We start from the raw sequence: 18,051 nt of genomic DNA, 5'->3' as shown, positions 1-18,051 counted from the left end.
GGACTCGAAAAAATGTAGGTTCCTTCTTTATTTAACAGCCACAAAACAGTTTCGTGAATCAATATTGAAAGCAGATGGCATTTTTTTAATGACAACAACGTCTTGATATTACAGAAAGCCAATTTTCAAGATCTACTTGAATATATAGATAAGGGCTTTAAAAATTTAAATGAATCAACACAAAAGTAGACTGGAGACTATAAATCTGTAAAAGTCCCAGACAGTTTTAATGAATAAGAGCGTTTTACAAAATTCAAAAAAATGGAGGGTTTTATGGGCTATATTAAGGATTTGCGCAAAGTAGTTGGAACTAGCCCCATAATTATGTGTGGTGCTTGCGTATTAGTCATTAATCATCGTCAACAGGTTTTAATGCAGCTTCGGAAAGATAACGGATGTTGGGGGTTAATTGGGGGTTCAATGGAGCTAGGGGAAACATTAGAGCAAGTTGCTCATCGAGAATTATTTGAGGAAACAGGACTAACTGCTAAAAGTCTACAATTAATCAACACGTATTCCGGACAAGATTTTTATTATCAATATCCGCATGGTGATGAAGTTTATATCGTTGTTACAGCATTTGAATGTAAAGAATATAGTGGTCTCCTTGTTCATGATCCAAATGAGGCAACAATGCTACAATTCTACGATTTTGATGATTTACCTAAAAATATTAGTCCTCCTGATAGACCGATCCTTGAGGATTATATCGTAAACTATAGATAGAAAAAGCCCTTCTAACCAATAAAGTTAGAAGGGTTTTCATCTTTTTAATATGTTTATTTCTGTGATGTAATTTGCACTTGTGCTAAACGATCAACAGCTTCCTGCAACAATTCTTTCGGTTGTACTAAAGCTAAACGTAAGTAACCTTGTCCAGCTGAACCAAATACTGTACCAGGGACTGTCACGATACCAGCTTGTTCAATTATTTTAAATGCAAGCTCTGTGCAGTCAATATCGTACGGATATTTTGCCCAGACAAACATGCCACCGTCAGAAGGGGCTGCATCCCATCCTAGTTCACGTAAGCCGTTCATTAATGTTTTATGGCGTTCTGAGAATATTGCACGTAGGTTTGCTGTAATTTCCTCTGCGTTATCAAGCGCCACGACCGCAGCATCTTGAATTGGTTCGAAAATACCGAAATCTAAATTTGATTTTAATTGTTTTAAAATCGAAATCATCTCGGCGTTACCCGCGATATAAGCGATACGTGTACCAGCAAGGCTAAAGCTTTTCGATAATGAGTTAATTTCCATCCCGACTTCTTTTGCTCCAGGAGTGGATAGGAAGCTAATCGGGCCATCACCTGTAAAGTAGAACTCAGAGTATGCCGCATCATGTAGAACGATGATGTTATATTTTTTAGCAAATGCAATGACTTTTTCAAAATAGGCTATTGAAGGCATTGCAGGTACCGGATTACCTGGTAAGTTTAGAATTAGTAACTTAGCTTTTTGTGCAATATCTTCAGGAACAGCATCTAAGTCAGGTAAATAATCGTTGTCAGCTGTTTGAGGCATATAGTAAGGTGTTGCCCCTGCTAGATGAATTCCTGCATCATAGGCAACGTAAGCTGGATTTGTGGATAATACGATATCTCCTGGATCACAAAAGGCGATTGGTAAATGTACTAATCCTTCTTGAGAGCCAATTGTTTGAATGATTTCAGATGCGGGATCTAAATCTACATTGCTACGACGTTTATAATAACGACTAACTGCATCATAAAAACGTTGTGTGCCTGTTAAGGTATAGCCATAGGATTCTGCTAAACCGGCTCTATACGATAAATGCTCGCGAATTTTAGCGTCTGGGGGAAGGTCGGGGCTACCTAAGCTTAAATCAATGATTTTCATGCCTTTAGCTTCCTGTTGTTTAGCATGATTTTTTAAATCTCCGAAAATTGCTTGTGTAAATAATGACATTTTTTTAGATGGTACGATTTTCAAACTAGTACACTCCTTATAGTTGTATAACAGAATAGTAGTTCACATTTTATCATACTAAAGCACATAAAGGGAAAGTTATTCTGAAAAAAGAATATATTTCTAAATAAAAGAAGATGTGTGCCTAGGCTAGCGAAATGATTTAACTTATGTTGGGAATAATAATTTTAACGGAAAAAATGTTAGGTTTCTGCTATCATGAAATGGAAAGGAGCTGTATAACATGAACGTATATTCTTTAAGTGGCCCAAGCGGAACAGGGAAAAGTACAAGCGCACTTGTTTTCGCCCATAAAATTGGGGTAGAGGCGCTTATTGATGATGGTCTTCTTATTATTAATGGTGTGAAAGTAGCGGGTATTTCCGCAAAATTTGAGAAAAATACGATAACAGCCGTTCGTCGTGCTATTTTTACAGATGATACACACTGCGAGGAAGTAAAAAACGCACTCGATACATATAAAGTACAGACAATTTTACTAATCGGCACGTCCGATAAAATGACAAAAACGATAGCTCGACAGCTAGAGCTTGGTCCTATCGATAAATATTACTATGTTGAGGATGTGCGTTCCCAAAAAGAAATTGCAAAAGCGCGCTTTATTCGACAGACGCAGGGGAAGCATGTAATGCCTATACCGTATCGACAAGTCGAGCAAAACTTTTTTAAACGACTCGTTCAAAGAGGGATCGAGATTTTCTCGACAAAGCGTGAAAAAATAGGGGAGACGACAATTGTTCGCCCTGATTTTCAACAAGAGTATATCGATATTAGTAAGCATGTTTATGTGCAACTACTAACGTATTGCTGTGCAAAGCAAGATAATGTACAGAAAGTCGAGCACGTACATTTCGTATTAGGCGATCTAGCGCAAGCAACGTTTACATTGCAGCTAAAGCTACCTATTCATTATTCCTTACCAGATCGATTGCATACATTACAAAAAACGATACAGGAGGAATTTCATAAGCATTTTGGTTATGAATTAGATGCCATTCATCTTCACATTAAGTCGGTAGCGTTAAAGCGAAAAGACTAAAAACAGGTACCTCCAATCGCTAATTGGCGAGCAGAGTACCTGTTTTTTTTATGTTGATTGACGTGTAAATTGTGGCTGACGTTTTTCTACAAAGGCACGGCAGCCTTCCGCAAAATCCTTTCCGACAAACGGTGTTGAGCCTTGCCATAATGTGGGTACACTGTCCACGCATTCTTGAACAGATTGCTTCACAGCCAGTAAAGATTCAGGTGACATCCCTGCAACAAGTTTACCCATGCGAATCATGTATTTATTTAAATCTTTTTCCGTTACTAAATAGTTAAGCATGCCAATCTTGAAGGCTTCTTCAGCTTTAAACATACGACCAGTAAATACTAAATCTTTCGTCGTAGAAGGGCCAACTAGTTGAACTAAACGTTGTGCAAATTTGTTATTTAAAGTGATCCCTAATTTACCGACAGGGATACCGAGCTTTGCTTTTTCAGAGCCGATGCGAATATCACAAGCTAGCGCAAGCTCTAAACCAGCACCCATTGCGGGACCATTAATGACGCCGATCGTTGGAATCGGTAAACGCTCAATTGTGGATATCGTTTTTTCCATATGTACAAATGCTTCTTCGGCTTTTTCAAGGGATATGGCGTTGAATTCTTTAATATCAGAACCTGCCGTAAAATTTTCACCAGAGCCGCGTAAAATCAATACTTTATTTTTCGGATTATTTAATACTTGTAAGGCAATTTTTGCTAATTGATCCCACATATTTGCTGTTAGTGCGTTTTTAGCCTGTGGGCGATGGATCGTAATTATTGCTAGTCCAGCCGTTTCTTGATAAATAATTTTTGCGTCTTCTGCTTCAAGTCGAGTTGTTTTTACTTGCATACTTGAAAAGCCCCCTACATGTATAGTTGATACTCTTATTATATAACACAAACAGCAATAAACACTAAATTATACGAATTTTCATGTAAATTAGCCCGGTTATACAAGAATAGGGTCATTTTAAAGAAATTGTCCTACAACAATGTGCGGAAAATTACTATTGTAAGAAAACAAAAGATGTGGGACACTGCTATAAGATCATTTGTTTCCTATTTTGAAAGAAGCATTTGAACACGGGAAGCGGGATCATGTATAAATACTACAGATTATCCGACATTATAATTTAAATAAATGAATTTTAACTAACGCCCCAAAAATATAGTAAACTAAAATAAAACACGCACAGTAACTAAGGGGGGCACAAGATGGTCACACTAGTGGAAGCATGGAATAGCTATTTTTTACTTTTAAACTCTTTGAAGAAAAGTGCGGCTACGAAAAAACAATACAATATAGATGGACAGCAATTTTTAGCGTTTGCTCATGAGAACAACTACTTGAATGTAGATCATCATTTAAAAGAATTGTTATATATATATAGTAATTATTTGAAAGAGACCTACGCAAATGTCAACACGTTTAATCATAAAATTGCTACTTTACGGGGTTTTGTTGACTTTGTCTTTTTAAGAGAGTGGGTAGAGCCCTTTGACTATGAGGGCATTTTACAGCCAAAAAAGAGACAAAAAAAGGCTTTGAGATTACTGACGAAGAAACAATTGCTGCAAATTGCGAATGTCTGGCCAACTTATTTTCAATACGCTAAAACAAAGGAGCATGCTTGGCTAGCAAGACGTAATGGCTGCATTGTCCAACTACTCATGGAAACAGGATGTAAGCCAGCAGAGCTTGTCTGTATGAAATGGTCTCATATTGATTTTGAATCTTCGGTAGTTTTCATTGCTAATCAAAACGGGCGTAGAGCAATAAAGCTTTCTCCAATTTTAATGGGCATGTTGGTGCACTATAAAGAGGCAACTGAGGAATTACATGAAGATAAGCTAGGAGAATGGGTTTGGGTAAGCGAGGCGAGTCAATCAAAAGCTATCTCAACAAAAACAATTGAGCGAATTTTCCAAACTGTTTCGAAGGATATCGGTACAAATGTGAGAGCTACGGATTTGCGCTATACCGTCATGCAAAAGGCATTTAAAAGTGAAAATACAATCGAAAGTATTCAAGAAAAGATGGGCTATGTACGAAAATGGGTGCTTACTGAAAGACAGGGACGTTTTGAATAAAGATGGATATTTGTTTCGTCTATTGAATTGCTATTAAGCGTGTACAAAAAATAATGGAAAATAAGGGCACGCTTTCTGATTATTTTTTAAGGAGGTTATCATGGATTACTTTAAAAGTAGGGAATTTGAGAAACATAGAAAAAATACATATAGCATTTTAGAACAAATACCTATTGCTAAAAGCCCGGTTGGTTGGACTTTTAGGGGTAATTTTAGTATTAGTGGTTTTGAATATTTTGGGTTTGATGAATCATCCGACTTATTACTTGTTGTATCTAGCGATGGTAGAGGGATTATAGATTTAGCAAAAGCAGAAAAAATTTCTCGAGATTATACAGATGACTTTGATTTAGATGAAACTTTGTTAATTTGTAAAGGTTTCGACGTTTTAGAAGACAAATCGATTAAATTGGCAGGGAAATATGGTGGGAGTATACTGCCTATCAGTAATAAATTCGGGGATAGTTTACAAAGAGTATCTCCTCTTTATCCTTGTGAAGATATAATTTATCAACCTGCCTTTGAGGACTGTTTGATCGAAGGACACAATAAAAATTGTGTTCGCATTTATAGAGGTTTTTTGTATTGCTATGGATTTTCATTTAGTGGAAATTATTTTGTAATTGCAGATGACGGCGGTATTTTATTTTGGGAGAGAAATAATGTCGTATAACTGATAATATACACATTTATTTGAATAAAGCAATCGCTTCTTGTGCAACGAAACATTAGTTTAATAAGATTAGTTATGGTAATGCATGAAGCAAATAACTTCTGTAACACCGATACTTTAAATGTAAATAATTCTGTATTTACCATGGAAATAATATTAGTGGTCATAATTTTTGTATTGAATTTTAGTTTGGGATAGTATAAAATTTACAAAATTGCATATAAAAAGCTGTGAAAAGAAGAGTAAACATACGTACTATCTACAGAGACCTCTAGTAGCTGAAAAAGAGGGTTAGGAAATGTGTTGAACCAAGCCTTTGAGCTGTGTATAGGATTTGTTTATTGGAACAATGATGATGCAACGTATTCTCACGTTATAGAGATAGAGTATCGCAGGTGATTTATTCACAAAGCCGTACTCGATAAGGTTTCTGCAGCAATGTAGAAATGAAACTGGGGTGGCACCGCGATATGACTCGCCCCCAAGATAAATATCTTGGGGGTGAGTTTTTTATTTTGTTTTTAAAAAAATAAAATAGGAGTGGTGATTATGTCCAGATGGAAATATCCTTTAATACTATTAGGAGGAATAGGCATTTCAAATGTGGGTGCATGGGTTTACCTAATTGCACTGAATTTAATAATATTGAACGAAACAGGTTCCCCGCTTGCAATTGCTTTATTATATATACTAAGTCCAATTGCAACTATATGTTCTAATGCTTGGTCAGGTAGTTTAATTGATCGGGTAAATACACGGCGACTTTTGATGGGGTTAGACGTTTTCCGAGCAATATGTATTGCGTTAATTCCATTTTTACCTTCACTTATTTATGTTTATGTACTAGCGTTTATCATTAATATGGGAAGTGCTATTTTTCAACCTACATCTATGGTTTATATGACTAAACTTATACCAGAACAAGATCGGCAACGCTTTAATGCACTACGTAGTTTTATCAACTCTTGTGGTTCACTAATAGGTCCTGCTATTGCTGGGATTTTATTTTGGATGGGTACTCCTTATACTGCCATTCATGTAAATGCAGTAGCTTTATTTATTTCAGCACTTATTATAATGATGCTGCCTAATGTTGATTCAAGACTCAAAGAGATAGAGGGGCGAAGATTTACATGGGATATGATAAAAAGTGATGTTCGAATTGTTTTTAAGTTCAGTAAGGACAATATCTATGTTACAAAAATATATGTATTATTTTGTTGCACTACTCTATTCATGACTGCAATAGATTCTCTCGAGGCAGCTTTTGCTAAAGGCGTACTTTCAATATCAGACACCAATTATGGGTTTTTATTAAGTGTCTTTGGAGCTGGAATAATAATAGGCTCAATTATTAATTCCGTATTTTCAAAACAACTTGCAGTTAATCATTTAATAGGTATTGGTACCATTTTTACTTCACTAGGTTATATAGTACTTTACAGTTCGAGTGGCTTTATTAGTGCAGTGCCTGGTGTATTTTTAATCGGTTTTGCTGTAACGTTTGCAAATACAGGGTATTTAACTTTCTACCAAAATCATGTCCCTGTGACAATGATGGGAAGATTTGGAAGCATCTTTAGTGTCATTGAGGCAGTTTTCATTGTTGCTTTCACGGTTTTAATAGGTTTAGCTGCTGAATTAACTTCAATCCGTCCTGTGGGGTTAATAGGTTCATTTTCCTTCTTCTTATTAGGGTTATTGGCATTAAAAGCTGTATCAGGTGCAAAACGGCAGGAATATTTTAAAGAAGGTGCTTCTTCTTTAAACAGTTAATTAAAAAAGGGCAAAAGTGATGAATAAAGGTATTAGGAAATTTATTAAATTAAAATCGTATAAAGGGGGAGAATAAATGAAATACATTGAATCTGAAAAAGTCACTGAAGAAGAAAAAGAACATATTTTTCAAGAGTTATTAAAATACAATCTTAATAACATTGAAGATAAGTTAGTAAAAGATATTGGTCTTTTTGTAGACGATGAAGAAGGAAATAGAGTTGCGGGGTTGATTGGTGATACACATGGAAATTGGTTAGAAGTAGAGTATTTATGGGTAAGTGAAAAACTCTGTGGACAGCATATTGGTACGGAATTGATGCGTAAAGCTGAGAAGATTGCTATTAATAGAGGATGCAAATATGCCTTCCTCAATACTTTTAGTTTTCAAGCACCTGATTTTTACGTGAAGCTAGGCTATAAAGAAGAATTTGTACTCAATGATTATCCGCTAACGGGTAAGCGATACTATTATACAAAAAAACTTTAAGATTCAATTGTAATGAGAACGCTGAATAAGGTTAGTTTATTAAAGCAGACCGAGGTGATACGGAGAAATTTAAGTAAGTAGAGGACTATTCTCATCTAGGACTTGTGAGTAAAATAACACACAAGTCCTTTTGTCATACTTTCTCAATCGCTCCTAAAGTGCCTCCTACAAGGCATATTTTTTCATTCTATTTTTTCTAGTTGTCGCCGCGTTTCTCTAAATTTTTAGCAGTTTTACTTTGCTCAACATCCTTTTGTTTTTTATAGGTACCCATGATAAAATCATAGGCTGGGTTCGTAACACCATACCAGTAATTTTCATTTTTAAAATGATGCCATAAATGAACTTTTTTCATCCAACGTCCCCATGGAGATATTGGCCGAAGGGGGCGGTGCGCGATATAATGCTTCCACTCATAAAATAATAAAAAGAGCATGATACCTGCAATAAATGCGTTTGTCATTACAAAGCTAGATGAAAAAATATAAAAAATGGCTGCTGCAATTGCAATGTTCGGCACACTATACCATAAAGGTAAAAATAATAAATGTAATTCATTCGGCTTTGAATGGTGGTCATAATGTAAACGTTTAAGCATTTTTAACAAAAATGCACTTTTTGGTGGTTTCAGATGAAAAAGAAACCTGTGTGTAACATACTCAGCCAAGGAATACATAATCATTCCTAGAATAAAAACACCTAAAATTCCGATAGACGTTAAATGTAGTATCATCAATCCAAAACTAATAAGGAATAGACAGGTCATGATTAATATATCAGGATAGGAAAAATATTCTTTAAAATATTTCAATTTCATTTATCACGCCTCCAGTATTCGTTATTTTTATCTATCTTTCCAGAGTGCTAAGCTTTTCGTCATGGTTGACGTAGACAGCCTTTCTGCTTCCATTGCATCTCCCTTTAATGCAGCGTTTAATAAGTCGTGGTAATAGTTGAAGGACAACACACGATGTTCTTTTTCAGAAAAATATCTTTTTGCCATATCCATATAAATGGAATCGAGGCTATTTAAAATGAGTAGAAAGATTGGATTGACTGCAAGGTCAGCACATCTCTTTTGCAAATCCCAATCAAATGCTGCATAGCTTTCAGCACTATCTTCAAGGCGCTCTAGATTGGCAAGAAGAGCAACTACTTTAGGCTGATTAAACGTGACAGCATCACGAATATAAGTCGGAGCCAAAGAACTTCTTAATTCTAATAAGTACATGATAAATTCATCTGTAATGGTATGATGATTCTCAATAATATTAACAAGCGTCGTTAGATTCCCATTGCGCCAATAATCATTTACAACCGCAGGCATTCCTTTTCTCCCTGTTATCCATCCACCCCTTCCTAAACGTTGAAGAGCCTCCCGAATAGTTGGTCGACCAACACCCAATTTTTTGGCAAGCTCTCTTTCCGGCGGTAAAGTACTTCCTACAGAATAAACGCCAGCCAATATCGATCTAATTAATTCAGTTTCAATTTTATCTGAGGAGCGTTCCTTTTCTTTCACATCCTCGCCTCCTTTGCTTTGTGGTAATACAAATTAAATACAGTGGTAATACCAAAAATTATATATCTAGTCTGAATTTTCTGTCAATGGTATTTATAAAAAGGATTATCAACAAGCCAGTAAAATACTTTGTAGATAATTATTTGCATCAAATAATTAATAGTAGGAGGGAAGAGTATTAAATCAGCCTTCGCTAAGACAAATGAAATTCTCATCCATAGCTTTGAGGGCCATAGTGGTTGTAAAGAGAAAAAATATTTTAGTGGAACAATTATAGTTAAAATTTAGTCGATCAACACACCATATAGGATTGAAAGAATCGTCAGGGGCTTCTTATAACTGACCAAAAATAATATTCTGAATTATAGAAATTTTAATGATTTCTATCAATAAAAGTCCTAAAAAATTCCTATATATTCCTCGATGATCTGAATTTTTTTATGTGTACAATATGTTATTTTGACGTATCTATTAGCAAATTTAATAGGAGTTCATTCTATTATTAATATAAAATACCTCCGAGTGCATTATTATTCATTTTTTATAATAATTATTAATTCATTGCAAAACGTTACACTTAGTAATTTTTAGGTCAAAAGAGTAAATGAATAATTTTCATAGCGATTAATTATAAAAAAATAAATTGACACTCAAATGTTTATGACTTAATATGAGTCTCAGCATAATAATATAGCTCTTATTAATAACCGTTGAGACGAGGGGTCGAAGATACGGTGGCCAAACAATTTAGTTCATTATGAATTAAATCCAGTGGGCCGAACCTGAGCACAAAATTAAACTTTTGTGAACAATAAGAGGAACAGCAGCTGATAGTATTCGAAGCTTTCCTTAAAATTGGGTGAGCTTTTTTTTATGCCCTAAAAATCTATAATTGTTAGGAGCAGTTAAAATTGTCAGAAAAAGTATTATTCACATCGGAGTCTGTTTCGGAAGGACATCCAGATAAAATTGCAGACCAAATCTCAGATGCAGTATTAGACGCAGCATTATCGCAAGATCCGCTATCACGTGTGGCATGTGAAGTATTCACAACTACAAACACAGTAATTGTTGGTGGAGAGATCACTACAAAAGCAGAACTAGATATCGAAAAAATTGCCCGTAATACCCTAATCGGCATTGGTTACACAGATGATAAGTTCGGCATTGATGGTCATAACTGCAATGTACAAGTTTTAGTACATACGCAATCTCCTGATATCGCAATGGGTGTTGATTCTTCAAGCGATACAAAAGAAGTAGGTGCAGGTGACCAAGGTATTATGTTCGGTTTTGCGACGAATGAAACTGAAAACTATATGCCTTTAGCAATTGAAATGGCACATATGCTTGTCAAACGTGCAACTGAGTTACGTAAAAATGGTCAATTCAAATGGGCTCGACCAGATATGAAATCACAAGTAACCATTGATTATACGGATAGTATGCAACCTAAAATTGATACTGTTTTAATGTCAATCCAACATGATGATGATTTTGACCGAGTAGCATTCATTGATTACGTTACAGAAAATGTAATTAAAGCTGTTGCGAAGCAATTTGGTATGAATGAGGACTTCCGAATTTTAATTAATCCAACTGGTCGTTTCGTAGTAGGCGGACCACACGGAGATGCAGGTTTAACAGGACGTAAGATTATTGTTGATACTTATGGCGGCGCAGCTCGTCATGGTGGTGGCGCATTCTCTGGTAAAGACTGTACAAAAGTTGACCGTTCAGCGGCTTACGCAGCGCGATACGTTGCAAAAAATATTGTTGCAGCAGGCTTGGCAGATAAATGTGAAATCCAATTATCATATGCAATTGGTGTAAGTGAACCAATTAGTATCGCTTTAGAAACATTTGGTACAGAAAAAGTAGCGAAAGAAGAAATTTTAAAAGCGATTCGTCAATTATTCGACTTAACGCCAACTGGCATTATTAACATGCTAAATCTACGTAAACCACAATATCAACAAGTTGCAGCTTATGGTCACTTTGGACGTAGTGATGTCAACGTAACTTGGGAAAAAACAGACAAAGTTTCTGAAATAGAGCAACTTTTAACAGTTGCTATGGGACAATAATGCAATGCGTGCAAGATCGAGTGGCTACAGCGGAATTTTTAGCCACTCAGGACCGCATGCCATTATTTGAAGCTTTAGTCAATTATACTAAACAAGATGTTACGCCATTTGATGTACCTGGTCATAAAATGGGGCTACATGATAACCCATTAAAATGGACGCTTGGAGAAATGACATTAAGAATGGACGTAAACTCGATGAAGGAACTTGATTTATTAAGTCATCCGGAATCGGTTATTAAAGAAGCTCAACAATTAGCTGCACAAGCGTTTAATGTAGACTACGCTTACTTTTTAGTAAATGGCACTACTGTAGGTATTCTCGCGATGATTTTAGCGACATGTAAACAGGGGGATACGTTGATCGTACCTCGCAACTGCCATAAATCAGTGATGAACGGCATTATATTAAGCGGAGCAAAACCAGTATTTATTCAACCTGAAGTTGATCAACATTTTGGTATTGCACACGGAATATCAGTTGAAAATGTAAAAGTGGCACTTGCAGAAAATCCACAAGCGAAAGCTTTACTTGTAACGTATCCAACATACTTTGGGTCGATGAATCAACTGCAAGAAATTTGTAAGCTTGCACATGAACAAAATGTAACAGTTATTGTTGATAGTGCACACGGAGCGCATTTAACATTTTTACCTGATGCAAACGATGCCATTAGTGCTGGTGCCGATGCAGTAACGGTCAGTATGCATAAAACAGGGGGTTCATTAACACAAAGTTCGCTTCTATTGCTACAAGAAAAACGAATCGATTCGAAGCATTTGCAAAAAGTATTAAATATGCTGCAAACGACGAGTGCAAATTATTTATTAATGAGTTCTTTAGATGTAGCACGAAGAGAATTAGCGGTGTATGGACAACAACGTTATAGCCAATTAAAGTCAATTGTTGATACGGCAATTGAAGAAATTGAACATAATTCACGCTATGAAGTGCTAAAAGCTGACTATGTACAACAAAATTTTAATCAATCCTATGATTGGACGAAACTTGTTATTCGTGTGAACGATCTCGGTTTAACTGGTTTCGAAGTTTACACAATATTGAAACAACAGTACGGCATTCAAATAGAACTTGCTGAAGGATATGTCATAATGGCAGTCATTAGTCATGTTGATACGAATGAAACAATCGGTAAATTAGTACATGCATTAAAAGATATTGAACTTAATCATGCAAAAAAAGATGCGATTCAGTCAGCTTATGTGACAGCGAATCACATTAATAAATTAGCCATGACACCGCAACAGGCGTGTAATGCTGAAACAGAAACAATGTTAATTTATGATGCGGTAGGTAGAATTAGTGCAGATTCATTAATGATTTATCCACCGGGAATACCACTAATTATCCCTGGTGAAGTTATATCAGAGGAAGTAGTAGAATTATATAACTTCTATTTTCTTAATTTTGGGAATGTTCTGTTCGAAACGAAAGAAGAAAACTATATTACAGTCGTAAGGGAGACAAATAAATGAGCATTGAATTATCAACATTAGGAAGACACGTATTAATTGAATTTTATGGTTGCCCAAGTGAAATTATTGAGCAAAATGCATTAATTGAGCAGTTTATGAATGAAGCTGCTGACTATTCTGGGGCAACAATTGTAGAATCTTGCTTCCATCATTTCAACCCATATGGTGTTTCGGGTGCAGTAATTATTGCTGAATCCCATTTAACGATTCATACTTGGCCAGAATACGGATTTGCCTCTGTAGATGTTTATACTTGTGGCGACTCAGTAAGTCCTTGGAAGGCAGCAGAATATTTAGAACAAAAACTGCAAGCGAAAAAGACAGAATCATTTGAAGTACCACGTGGAATGGCAGATAAAATTCGCCAATTTGCAGAACAAGAAATTGATACAATTTTAGTGAAACAAGAAGTATTAGAGGACGTGATTTAATGAAATGGTATACAGAACAATGGAGCGATAACTGTAAATTTTCAATCGGATACAACGAAGAGATTCATAGTGAACAATCTCCGTTCCAAAAAATCGATTTTTATAAAAGTGAAGAGTTTGGTACTTTCTTCACGTTAGACGGTTTGATGATGGTTAATGAAAAAGATGAGTTCGTTTATCACGATATGATTACACACCCAGCATTCGCGACTAACCCAGATATAAAAAAGGTATTAATTATTGGTGGTGGTGATGGTGGTACTGCTCGTGAAGTACTACGATACGAATCAGTAGAAAAAGTAGTTATGGTTGAAATCGATGAGTTAGTATTCCGTTTAAGCCAAAAATACCTTCCAATTACAGCTGCTGGTGTCGAAGAGGATCCTCGTATGAAATTAATTTTCGATGATGGCTTAGCTTACGTTCAAAACGCAGCGGATCAATCATTCGATTTAATATTAGTAGATTCTACTGATCCAATTTCTGTCGGTGAAGGTTTATTTACAACAGCTTTTTATAAAGAATGCTACCGTGTATTAAATGAAAAAGGAATTTTAATTAACCAACACGAATCACCATACTTCACGGAGTATGCAGAAAACATGCGTAAAGCACATAAAAAAATTAAAGGTATTTTCCCAATCGCAAGCGTATATCAATTCCATATGCCAACGTATCCATCAGGACACTGGCTATTCGGATTTGCTTCAAAAGCATTACATCCAATTAAAGATATTCAAGTAGATGCTTGGGACAAATTTACTCTAAAAACGAAATATTATAATACAGATTTACACGTTGGTGCATTCGCACTTCCTACATTTGTGAAAGAAGCACTTGATCGCGATGAATAAACCTTTAAACGTAAAAGCTTACTCTTACGTAAGAGGAATATAAACCAGAAGCTTAAACTTATTGTATAAAAAAGTGAATAAACAAAAAAATTCGCCTTATGGGTTCTGTTTTAAGTACAAAAAGCAAAATCGCAGGGTAAAAAGACAATTAATTAGCATATTAAAAGGTACTGCAAATGCAGTACCTTTTTTGTCCAACTCCAAGTACTCATTTAAGTTTGATTTTTTAATGAAAATATCTGATGAACAAACTCAATCGCTGTAATATGTGAAAAAAGAGAACCAATCGTGTTTGAACTGCTAATTTGGTAAATAATTCAAATCACTTCGACTTAAATCTGGGAGTTTCTCTCAAAGTAAAATTCCTTGTATATTCAAGTATCTAATTTTATCAGAATAATTTTCCTTCGAGGCCATTCTATCATCAATATAAATTACCCTCCAATTTACTCATATTAAGTTCTTTTTTCGAACCATAATAGAAAACAATACTCTAGGTTTACCACTTCTTTCATATTTGTTTTTCCTTTGCGTTAAGTTTTTTTAATTTCATTTAGTAAAAATAATACTAAAGTTGTAACAGTAATAAACAAGAAGGGTATAAAGAATTTAAAATGCCCTGATGTGAATAAGTATAATGTGGATAAGGTTAATGTACCTGCTGAAAAAAATAAAATTCTTTTCGTCTTATCATTCATCTTTTACCTCTCTTTTTATCAATAGAGTACGTAAATGTGAAAGTTATAGAAGGAGCTATTAAATTGTGGCAACATTAAAGTTCTTTCACATTAACATTTTTTGTTAGCTTTAATAGTTAGTATATTCTACTCAAATAGATAAATTCCTTCTTCCGCTAACCTGCCCAGTAAGTTGAATAGTTCCTTCCATTTAAATTATCACATTAACTAATTCGAGCGAAAAGAAGATTAAGTATTCGCATCGTTATAGAAATTTCTATAATGTAGCTTTATTAATGTGATTTGGATACCAAATCGTATGAAAATTGTTAAACTTTATAATGTTTTTTTAAGTTTGTACTAGAAAACAGAACCTGTTAGCCTTATGGGCGACTTTTTTGTAGGTCTTAAGGTAGAAGATAATTAGTATTTAATAGGATTATTACCAAAATGTGTGGTTGATTTCCGTTCCGACTGGGCGCTTTGTTGCTGTCGCTTCGCTTTCGCACAGATAAGAGCATTTGTTGCTGTCGCTTCGCTTTCGCACAGATAAGAGCATTTGGGTCTCGGGCCAACACGATGTTGGTCACGAAGGCGTTATCACAGGATGTGATGCTTTTAGCCTTCGTTCCTCTATTGCTAATCCCCGAGGAGTCGCCCAGTCGGAACGAAGGTCAACTATTTACATAGTAGACGTTTTAACAAAAGTAGTCATCCACAACTTTTGGTGATGAAACATTTAATGGGTATATTGACAATTATTTTTCGGACAACTAAGCTTAATTAAAAGTAGAGCTGGAGAGGGGATTGCCAGTGGAATTCATTAAATTAAATTGTCCGAATTGTAATGGAAAAATTGAATATAGAGAGGGACAATCATTCAAATGTCCTTATTGTGAAACTGAAATAATGTTGAAAGAAAATAAAGTTTATTATGTTGATCAGACGATTAATAATTATTATGGTACAACTTCTGCGCATAAAGATACACGTCCAAAAACGAATTTAAAAGCGCTTTTAATAATACCGATTGTCTTCCTTTGTGCATTTCTTGGCTATTTTCTTTTGAGTGGCAATCAAACAGAATTTGATAAACATAAGGAAATACCTATTCGGAAAATGCCAGAAAGCGAAGTTCTTTTATTCTTTTTAAAAGATATTTTTGATAAAGGTGAAGCAATGCCGTCTAAAGAAGAAATCGCAAGTATCCGTTATTTGAAGGCATACTATTCTGAAGATCAATGGCATTTTGATTACAGTCTTGACGATCCGTTTACAAATAAGCAAGCCAAAATTTCTACCTATATTATTATGGATAAGCTATTAAATACACAAAAAATTGAACAAAAAGATTTTGAAGCCTTTACAGGTTTGACGGTATTGAATCTGATGGGGGATTATGAAATATCACAAAGTGAAAATGTAAGCTTCCGACATCTGGAAGGATTAAAAAGTTATACAGGCCGCTTTAATGAATCATTTAGTAAAATTGCTGACTATTTTAGCGATAAGTCCAATGTTGTAGAGCTCTCTATTCAAATTCGAAGTAATGATGAACTTGCTTTACTATTACAATTTCCTAATCTTCAATCACTTGAAATTTCGTATCACACCGAGGAGGTTACAGATTTCCCACTGCTGAATAAACTGCCGTTAAAATCATTGTCTATAAAATTTGCCAACGATTTGAAGTGGTTGTCGTTATTAACTGATTTAGAGTCGTTAGCAATAGATTATAGTGAAGCAACAGATTTTAGCTCGTTCTATTCACTGAATCAATTACAAAATTTGAAACTTACAGCAGTAAAAAACTTAAAAACGCTTGATTTTATACAAAACATGCCTAATTTACAAACGCTTGATCTTGAAAATATAGATATTACGAATGTAGAACGTCTTAGAAATAAGTCTTCATTGACAAAGTTGCGTTTAGCTTCTCTTTATAAATTAGAATTGCTTGATATCGTGAGCAGCCTGACTTCACTGACCGATTTATCGATAACTGGTTATAGTGGCCAAATAGCACCGATTGTAGCACCCCATTTAACAAAAGCGGAATTAAAAAATACTTTCTTACCCAAGTTAGAGGCACCTGCTTTAAAAGATTTAACTGTTGATATAAGTGGGGGACAGTCGTATTTGAATGGAGCTGAATTATTGAAATACCCACAGCTAGAACAACTTACAGCAATGGAGTCTGGCGATTTTATAGGGATCCGTTCTTTAAATCGTCTACCTAATCTGCAAACAATAAATTTAAAAGAGACCACTTTTTATGAAGAGACGAGTGAGTTATTCAATTTACAGCATGTAAAAACGTTAAATTGTTATGAGTGTAAGTTCCAATTTAATAGTCAAAATTCATTTAGCAACAACAAATTGGAACATTTAACTTTGAATAATGTATCCTTCCGAATAGATAATGGTGATTGGGTACATGAAGTTGATCAGGTAATGCCTTACTTTGTTGGCCTTACAGCTCTGCATTCATTCACTATCCAAGATAGTTCACTACAATCATTGAGTTTTATGGAAAAATGGCACCAAATTGAGGTGCTTCACTTGGAAAATAACGCCATTTCGAATGTAGAGCCATTAGTGAATTTGCCTAATTTAAAAAAACTATATATTTTAGGAAATCAGGTGCAAAATAAATCTGTTCTAGACAATGGAATTATGATTTATTGAGGTAATATGACTATATTGTGAATGAATTAAATCTCAGCAAAGTGATTAGTGTACTATATAACAGTGGTTTTTCCAGAGAAGAAAAATACAATTGACGTTTCATACTATTTTTTGTATTATATTGAAAAGAATGCCCGGACTAGATCGGGAGAGGTTCATAGCAAATACCCTCTATAAAAAACTATGGAAACATGACAATAATGCCATGTCCATATTGGACGTGGCTTTTTTTTTATGTTTTTACTTATGTTTTAATAGAATGATTGGTAATGCCTCTCTTGA

At 35.0% G+C, this 18,051-nt stretch carries 15 protein-coding genes, 1 riboswitch and 1 other annotated feature; of the genes, 11 read left to right on the top strand and 4 right to left on the bottom strand.

The genetic code is table 11. The features are described 5' to 3' along the window. The first annotated feature begins 273 nt into the window (after window positions 1–273). Window positions 274–726: an NUDIX hydrolase gene (locus PVA17_RS13575; protein WP_132362399.1), complete on the top strand. Its 453-nt coding sequence runs from the start codon at window positions 274–276 to the stop codon at window positions 724–726. 53 nt (window positions 727–779) lie between these two features. On the opposite strand, the gene PVA17_RS13570 is transcribed toward PVA17_RS13575, so the two are convergent. Then, the gene (locus tag PVA17_RS13570) at window positions 780–1,955 is read right to left on the bottom strand and encodes an aminotransferase class I/II-fold pyridoxal phosphate-dependent enzyme (RefSeq protein WP_132362396.1); all 1,176 of its coding nucleotides are present in this window, start codon (window positions 1,953–1,955) and stop codon (window positions 780–782) included. A gap of 220 nt (window positions 1,956–2,175) precedes the next feature. Between PVA17_RS13570 and PVA17_RS13565 the strand changes: the two genes are divergently transcribed. Then, window positions 2,176–2,991: a hypothetical protein gene (locus tag PVA17_RS13565; RefSeq protein ID WP_274067995.1), complete on the top strand. Its 816-nt coding sequence runs from the start codon at window positions 2,176–2,178 to the stop codon at window positions 2,989–2,991. Window positions 2,992–3,039: 48 nt separating this feature from the next. Here the strand turns inward: PVA17_RS13565 and PVA17_RS13560 are convergent, their stop codons facing one another. Next, the gene (locus PVA17_RS13560; protein WP_132362390.1) at window positions 3,040–3,834 is read right to left on the bottom strand and encodes an enoyl-CoA hydratase/isomerase family protein; all 795 of its coding nucleotides are present in this window, start codon (window positions 3,832–3,834) and stop codon (window positions 3,040–3,042) included. A gap of 365 nt (window positions 3,835–4,199) precedes the next feature. Between PVA17_RS13560 and PVA17_RS13555 the strand changes: the two genes are divergently transcribed. From PVA17_RS13555 to PVA17_RS13540, 4 genes are all read left to right on the top strand, one after another. After that, window positions 4,200–5,075 carry a tyrosine-type recombinase/integrase gene (locus PVA17_RS13555; protein ID WP_274067994.1) on the top strand — a complete coding sequence of 292 codons (876 nt, stop codon included), beginning with the start codon at window positions 4,200–4,202 and terminating at the stop codon, window positions 5,073–5,075. Window positions 5,076–5,175: 100 nt separating this feature from the next. After that, complete coding sequence (locus PVA17_RS13550) at window positions 5,176–5,748, top strand: hypothetical protein (protein WP_274067993.1); 573 nt, start codon at window positions 5,176–5,178, stop codon at window positions 5,746–5,748. 221 nt (window positions 5,749–5,969) lie between these two features. Continuing rightward, window positions 5,970–6,234, top strand: a binding site (T-box leader). A gap of 63 nt (window positions 6,235–6,297) precedes the next feature. After that, window positions 6,298–7,524: an MFS transporter gene (locus PVA17_RS13545; protein WP_274067992.1), complete on the top strand. Its 1,227-nt coding sequence runs from the start codon at window positions 6,298–6,300 to the stop codon at window positions 7,522–7,524. A gap of 76 nt (window positions 7,525–7,600) precedes the next feature. Then, window positions 7,601–8,014: a GNAT family N-acetyltransferase gene (locus tag PVA17_RS13540; RefSeq protein WP_274067991.1), complete on the top strand. Its 414-nt coding sequence runs from the start codon at window positions 7,601–7,603 to the stop codon at window positions 8,012–8,014. A gap of 196 nt (window positions 8,015–8,210) precedes the next feature. Here the strand turns inward: PVA17_RS13540 and PVA17_RS13535 are convergent, their stop codons facing one another. Both PVA17_RS13535 and PVA17_RS13530 read right to left on the bottom strand, forming a co-directional pair. Continuing rightward, entirely contained in the window at window positions 8,211–8,831 is a 621-nt protein-coding gene (locus PVA17_RS13535) for a sterol desaturase family protein (protein WP_274067990.1), read from the bottom strand. 27 nt (window positions 8,832–8,858) lie between these two features. Further along, window positions 8,859–9,536 (bottom strand): GntR family transcriptional regulator, encoded by a 678-nt coding sequence (locus PVA17_RS13530; protein ID WP_274067989.1) that lies wholly within the window; start codon window positions 9,534–9,536, stop codon window positions 8,859–8,861. A gap of 911 nt (window positions 9,537–10,447) precedes the next feature. On the opposite strand from PVA17_RS13530, the gene metK reads away from it, so the two are divergent. The 5 genes from metK (at window position 10,448) to PVA17_RS13505 (ending at window position 17,769) form a co-directional block, all read left to right on the top strand. Next, window positions 10,448–11,623: a methionine adenosyltransferase gene (metK, locus tag PVA17_RS13525; RefSeq protein ID WP_248719107.1), complete on the top strand. Its 1,176-nt coding sequence runs from the start codon at window positions 10,448–10,450 to the stop codon at window positions 11,621–11,623. Further along, complete coding sequence (locus PVA17_RS13520) at window positions 11,623–13,119, top strand: aminotransferase class I/II-fold pyridoxal phosphate-dependent enzyme (protein ID WP_274067988.1); 1,497 nt, start codon at window positions 11,623–11,625, stop codon at window positions 13,117–13,119. The genes metK and PVA17_RS13520 overlap by 1 nt, the downstream gene beginning before the upstream one ends. After that, window positions 13,116–13,550 (top strand): adenosylmethionine decarboxylase, encoded by a 435-nt coding sequence (speD, locus tag PVA17_RS13515; protein ID WP_082172725.1) that lies wholly within the window; start codon window positions 13,116–13,118, stop codon window positions 13,548–13,550. Before PVA17_RS13520 ends, speD begins: the two co-directional genes overlap by 4 nt. Beyond that, a complete protein-coding gene (gene speE, locus PVA17_RS13510; protein WP_274067987.1) occupies window positions 13,550–14,404 on the top strand; it encodes a polyamine aminopropyltransferase in 855 nt (284 codons plus the stop codon). Before speD ends, speE begins: the two co-directional genes overlap by 1 nt. Before the next feature lie 1,490 nt (window positions 14,405–15,894). After that, window positions 15,895–17,769: a leucine-rich repeat domain-containing protein gene (locus PVA17_RS13505; protein WP_274067986.1), complete on the top strand. Its 1,875-nt coding sequence runs from the start codon at window positions 15,895–15,897 to the stop codon at window positions 17,767–17,769. Window positions 17,770–17,913: 144 nt separating this feature from the next. Then, a riboswitch (PreQ1 riboswitch) is annotated at window positions 17,914–17,960 on the top strand. Window positions 17,961–18,051: the final 91 nt, after the last annotated feature.

Origin of the sequence: Lysinibacillus sp. CNPSo 3705, from assembly GCF_028674935.1 — a bacterium.
Classification (GTDB): domain Bacteria; phylum Bacillota; class Bacilli; order Bacillales_A; family Planococcaceae; genus Lysinibacillus.
The sequence above is the reverse complement of the archived record's forward strand: the minus strand, read 5'-3'. Positions and strand labels throughout refer to the sequence as shown.

Coding starts and splice junctions, on each gene's coding strand:
- PVA17_RS13575 (WP_132362399.1), top strand. CDS start 274: ATGGGCTATATTAAGGATTTGCGCAAAGTAGTTGGAACTAGCCCCATA.
- PVA17_RS13565 (WP_274067995.1), top strand. CDS start 2,176: ATGAACGTATATTCTTTAAGTGGCCCAAGCGGAACAGGGAAAAGTACA.
- PVA17_RS13560 (WP_132362390.1), bottom strand. CDS start 3,834: ATGCAAGTAAAAACAACTCGACTTGAAGCAGAAGACGCAAAAATTATT.
- PVA17_RS13555 (WP_274067994.1), top strand. CDS start 4,200: ATGGTCACACTAGTGGAAGCATGGAATAGCTATTTTTTACTTTTAAAC.
- PVA17_RS13550 (WP_274067993.1), top strand. CDS start 5,176: ATGGATTACTTTAAAAGTAGGGAATTTGAGAAACATAGAAAAAATACA.
- PVA17_RS13545 (WP_274067992.1), top strand. CDS start 6,298: ATGTCCAGATGGAAATATCCTTTAATACTATTAGGAGGAATAGGCATT.
- PVA17_RS13540 (WP_274067991.1), top strand. CDS start 7,601: ATGAAATACATTGAATCTGAAAAAGTCACTGAAGAAGAAAAAGAACAT.
- PVA17_RS13535 (WP_274067990.1), bottom strand. CDS start 8,831: ATGAAATTGAAATATTTTAAAGAATATTTTTCCTATCCTGATATATTA.
- PVA17_RS13520 (WP_274067988.1), top strand. CDS start 11,623: ATGCAATGCGTGCAAGATCGAGTGGCTACAGCGGAATTTTTAGCCACT.
- speD (WP_082172725.1), top strand. CDS start 13,116: ATGAGCATTGAATTATCAACATTAGGAAGACACGTATTAATTGAATTT.
- speE (WP_274067987.1), top strand. CDS start 13,550: ATGAAATGGTATACAGAACAATGGAGCGATAACTGTAAATTTTCAATC.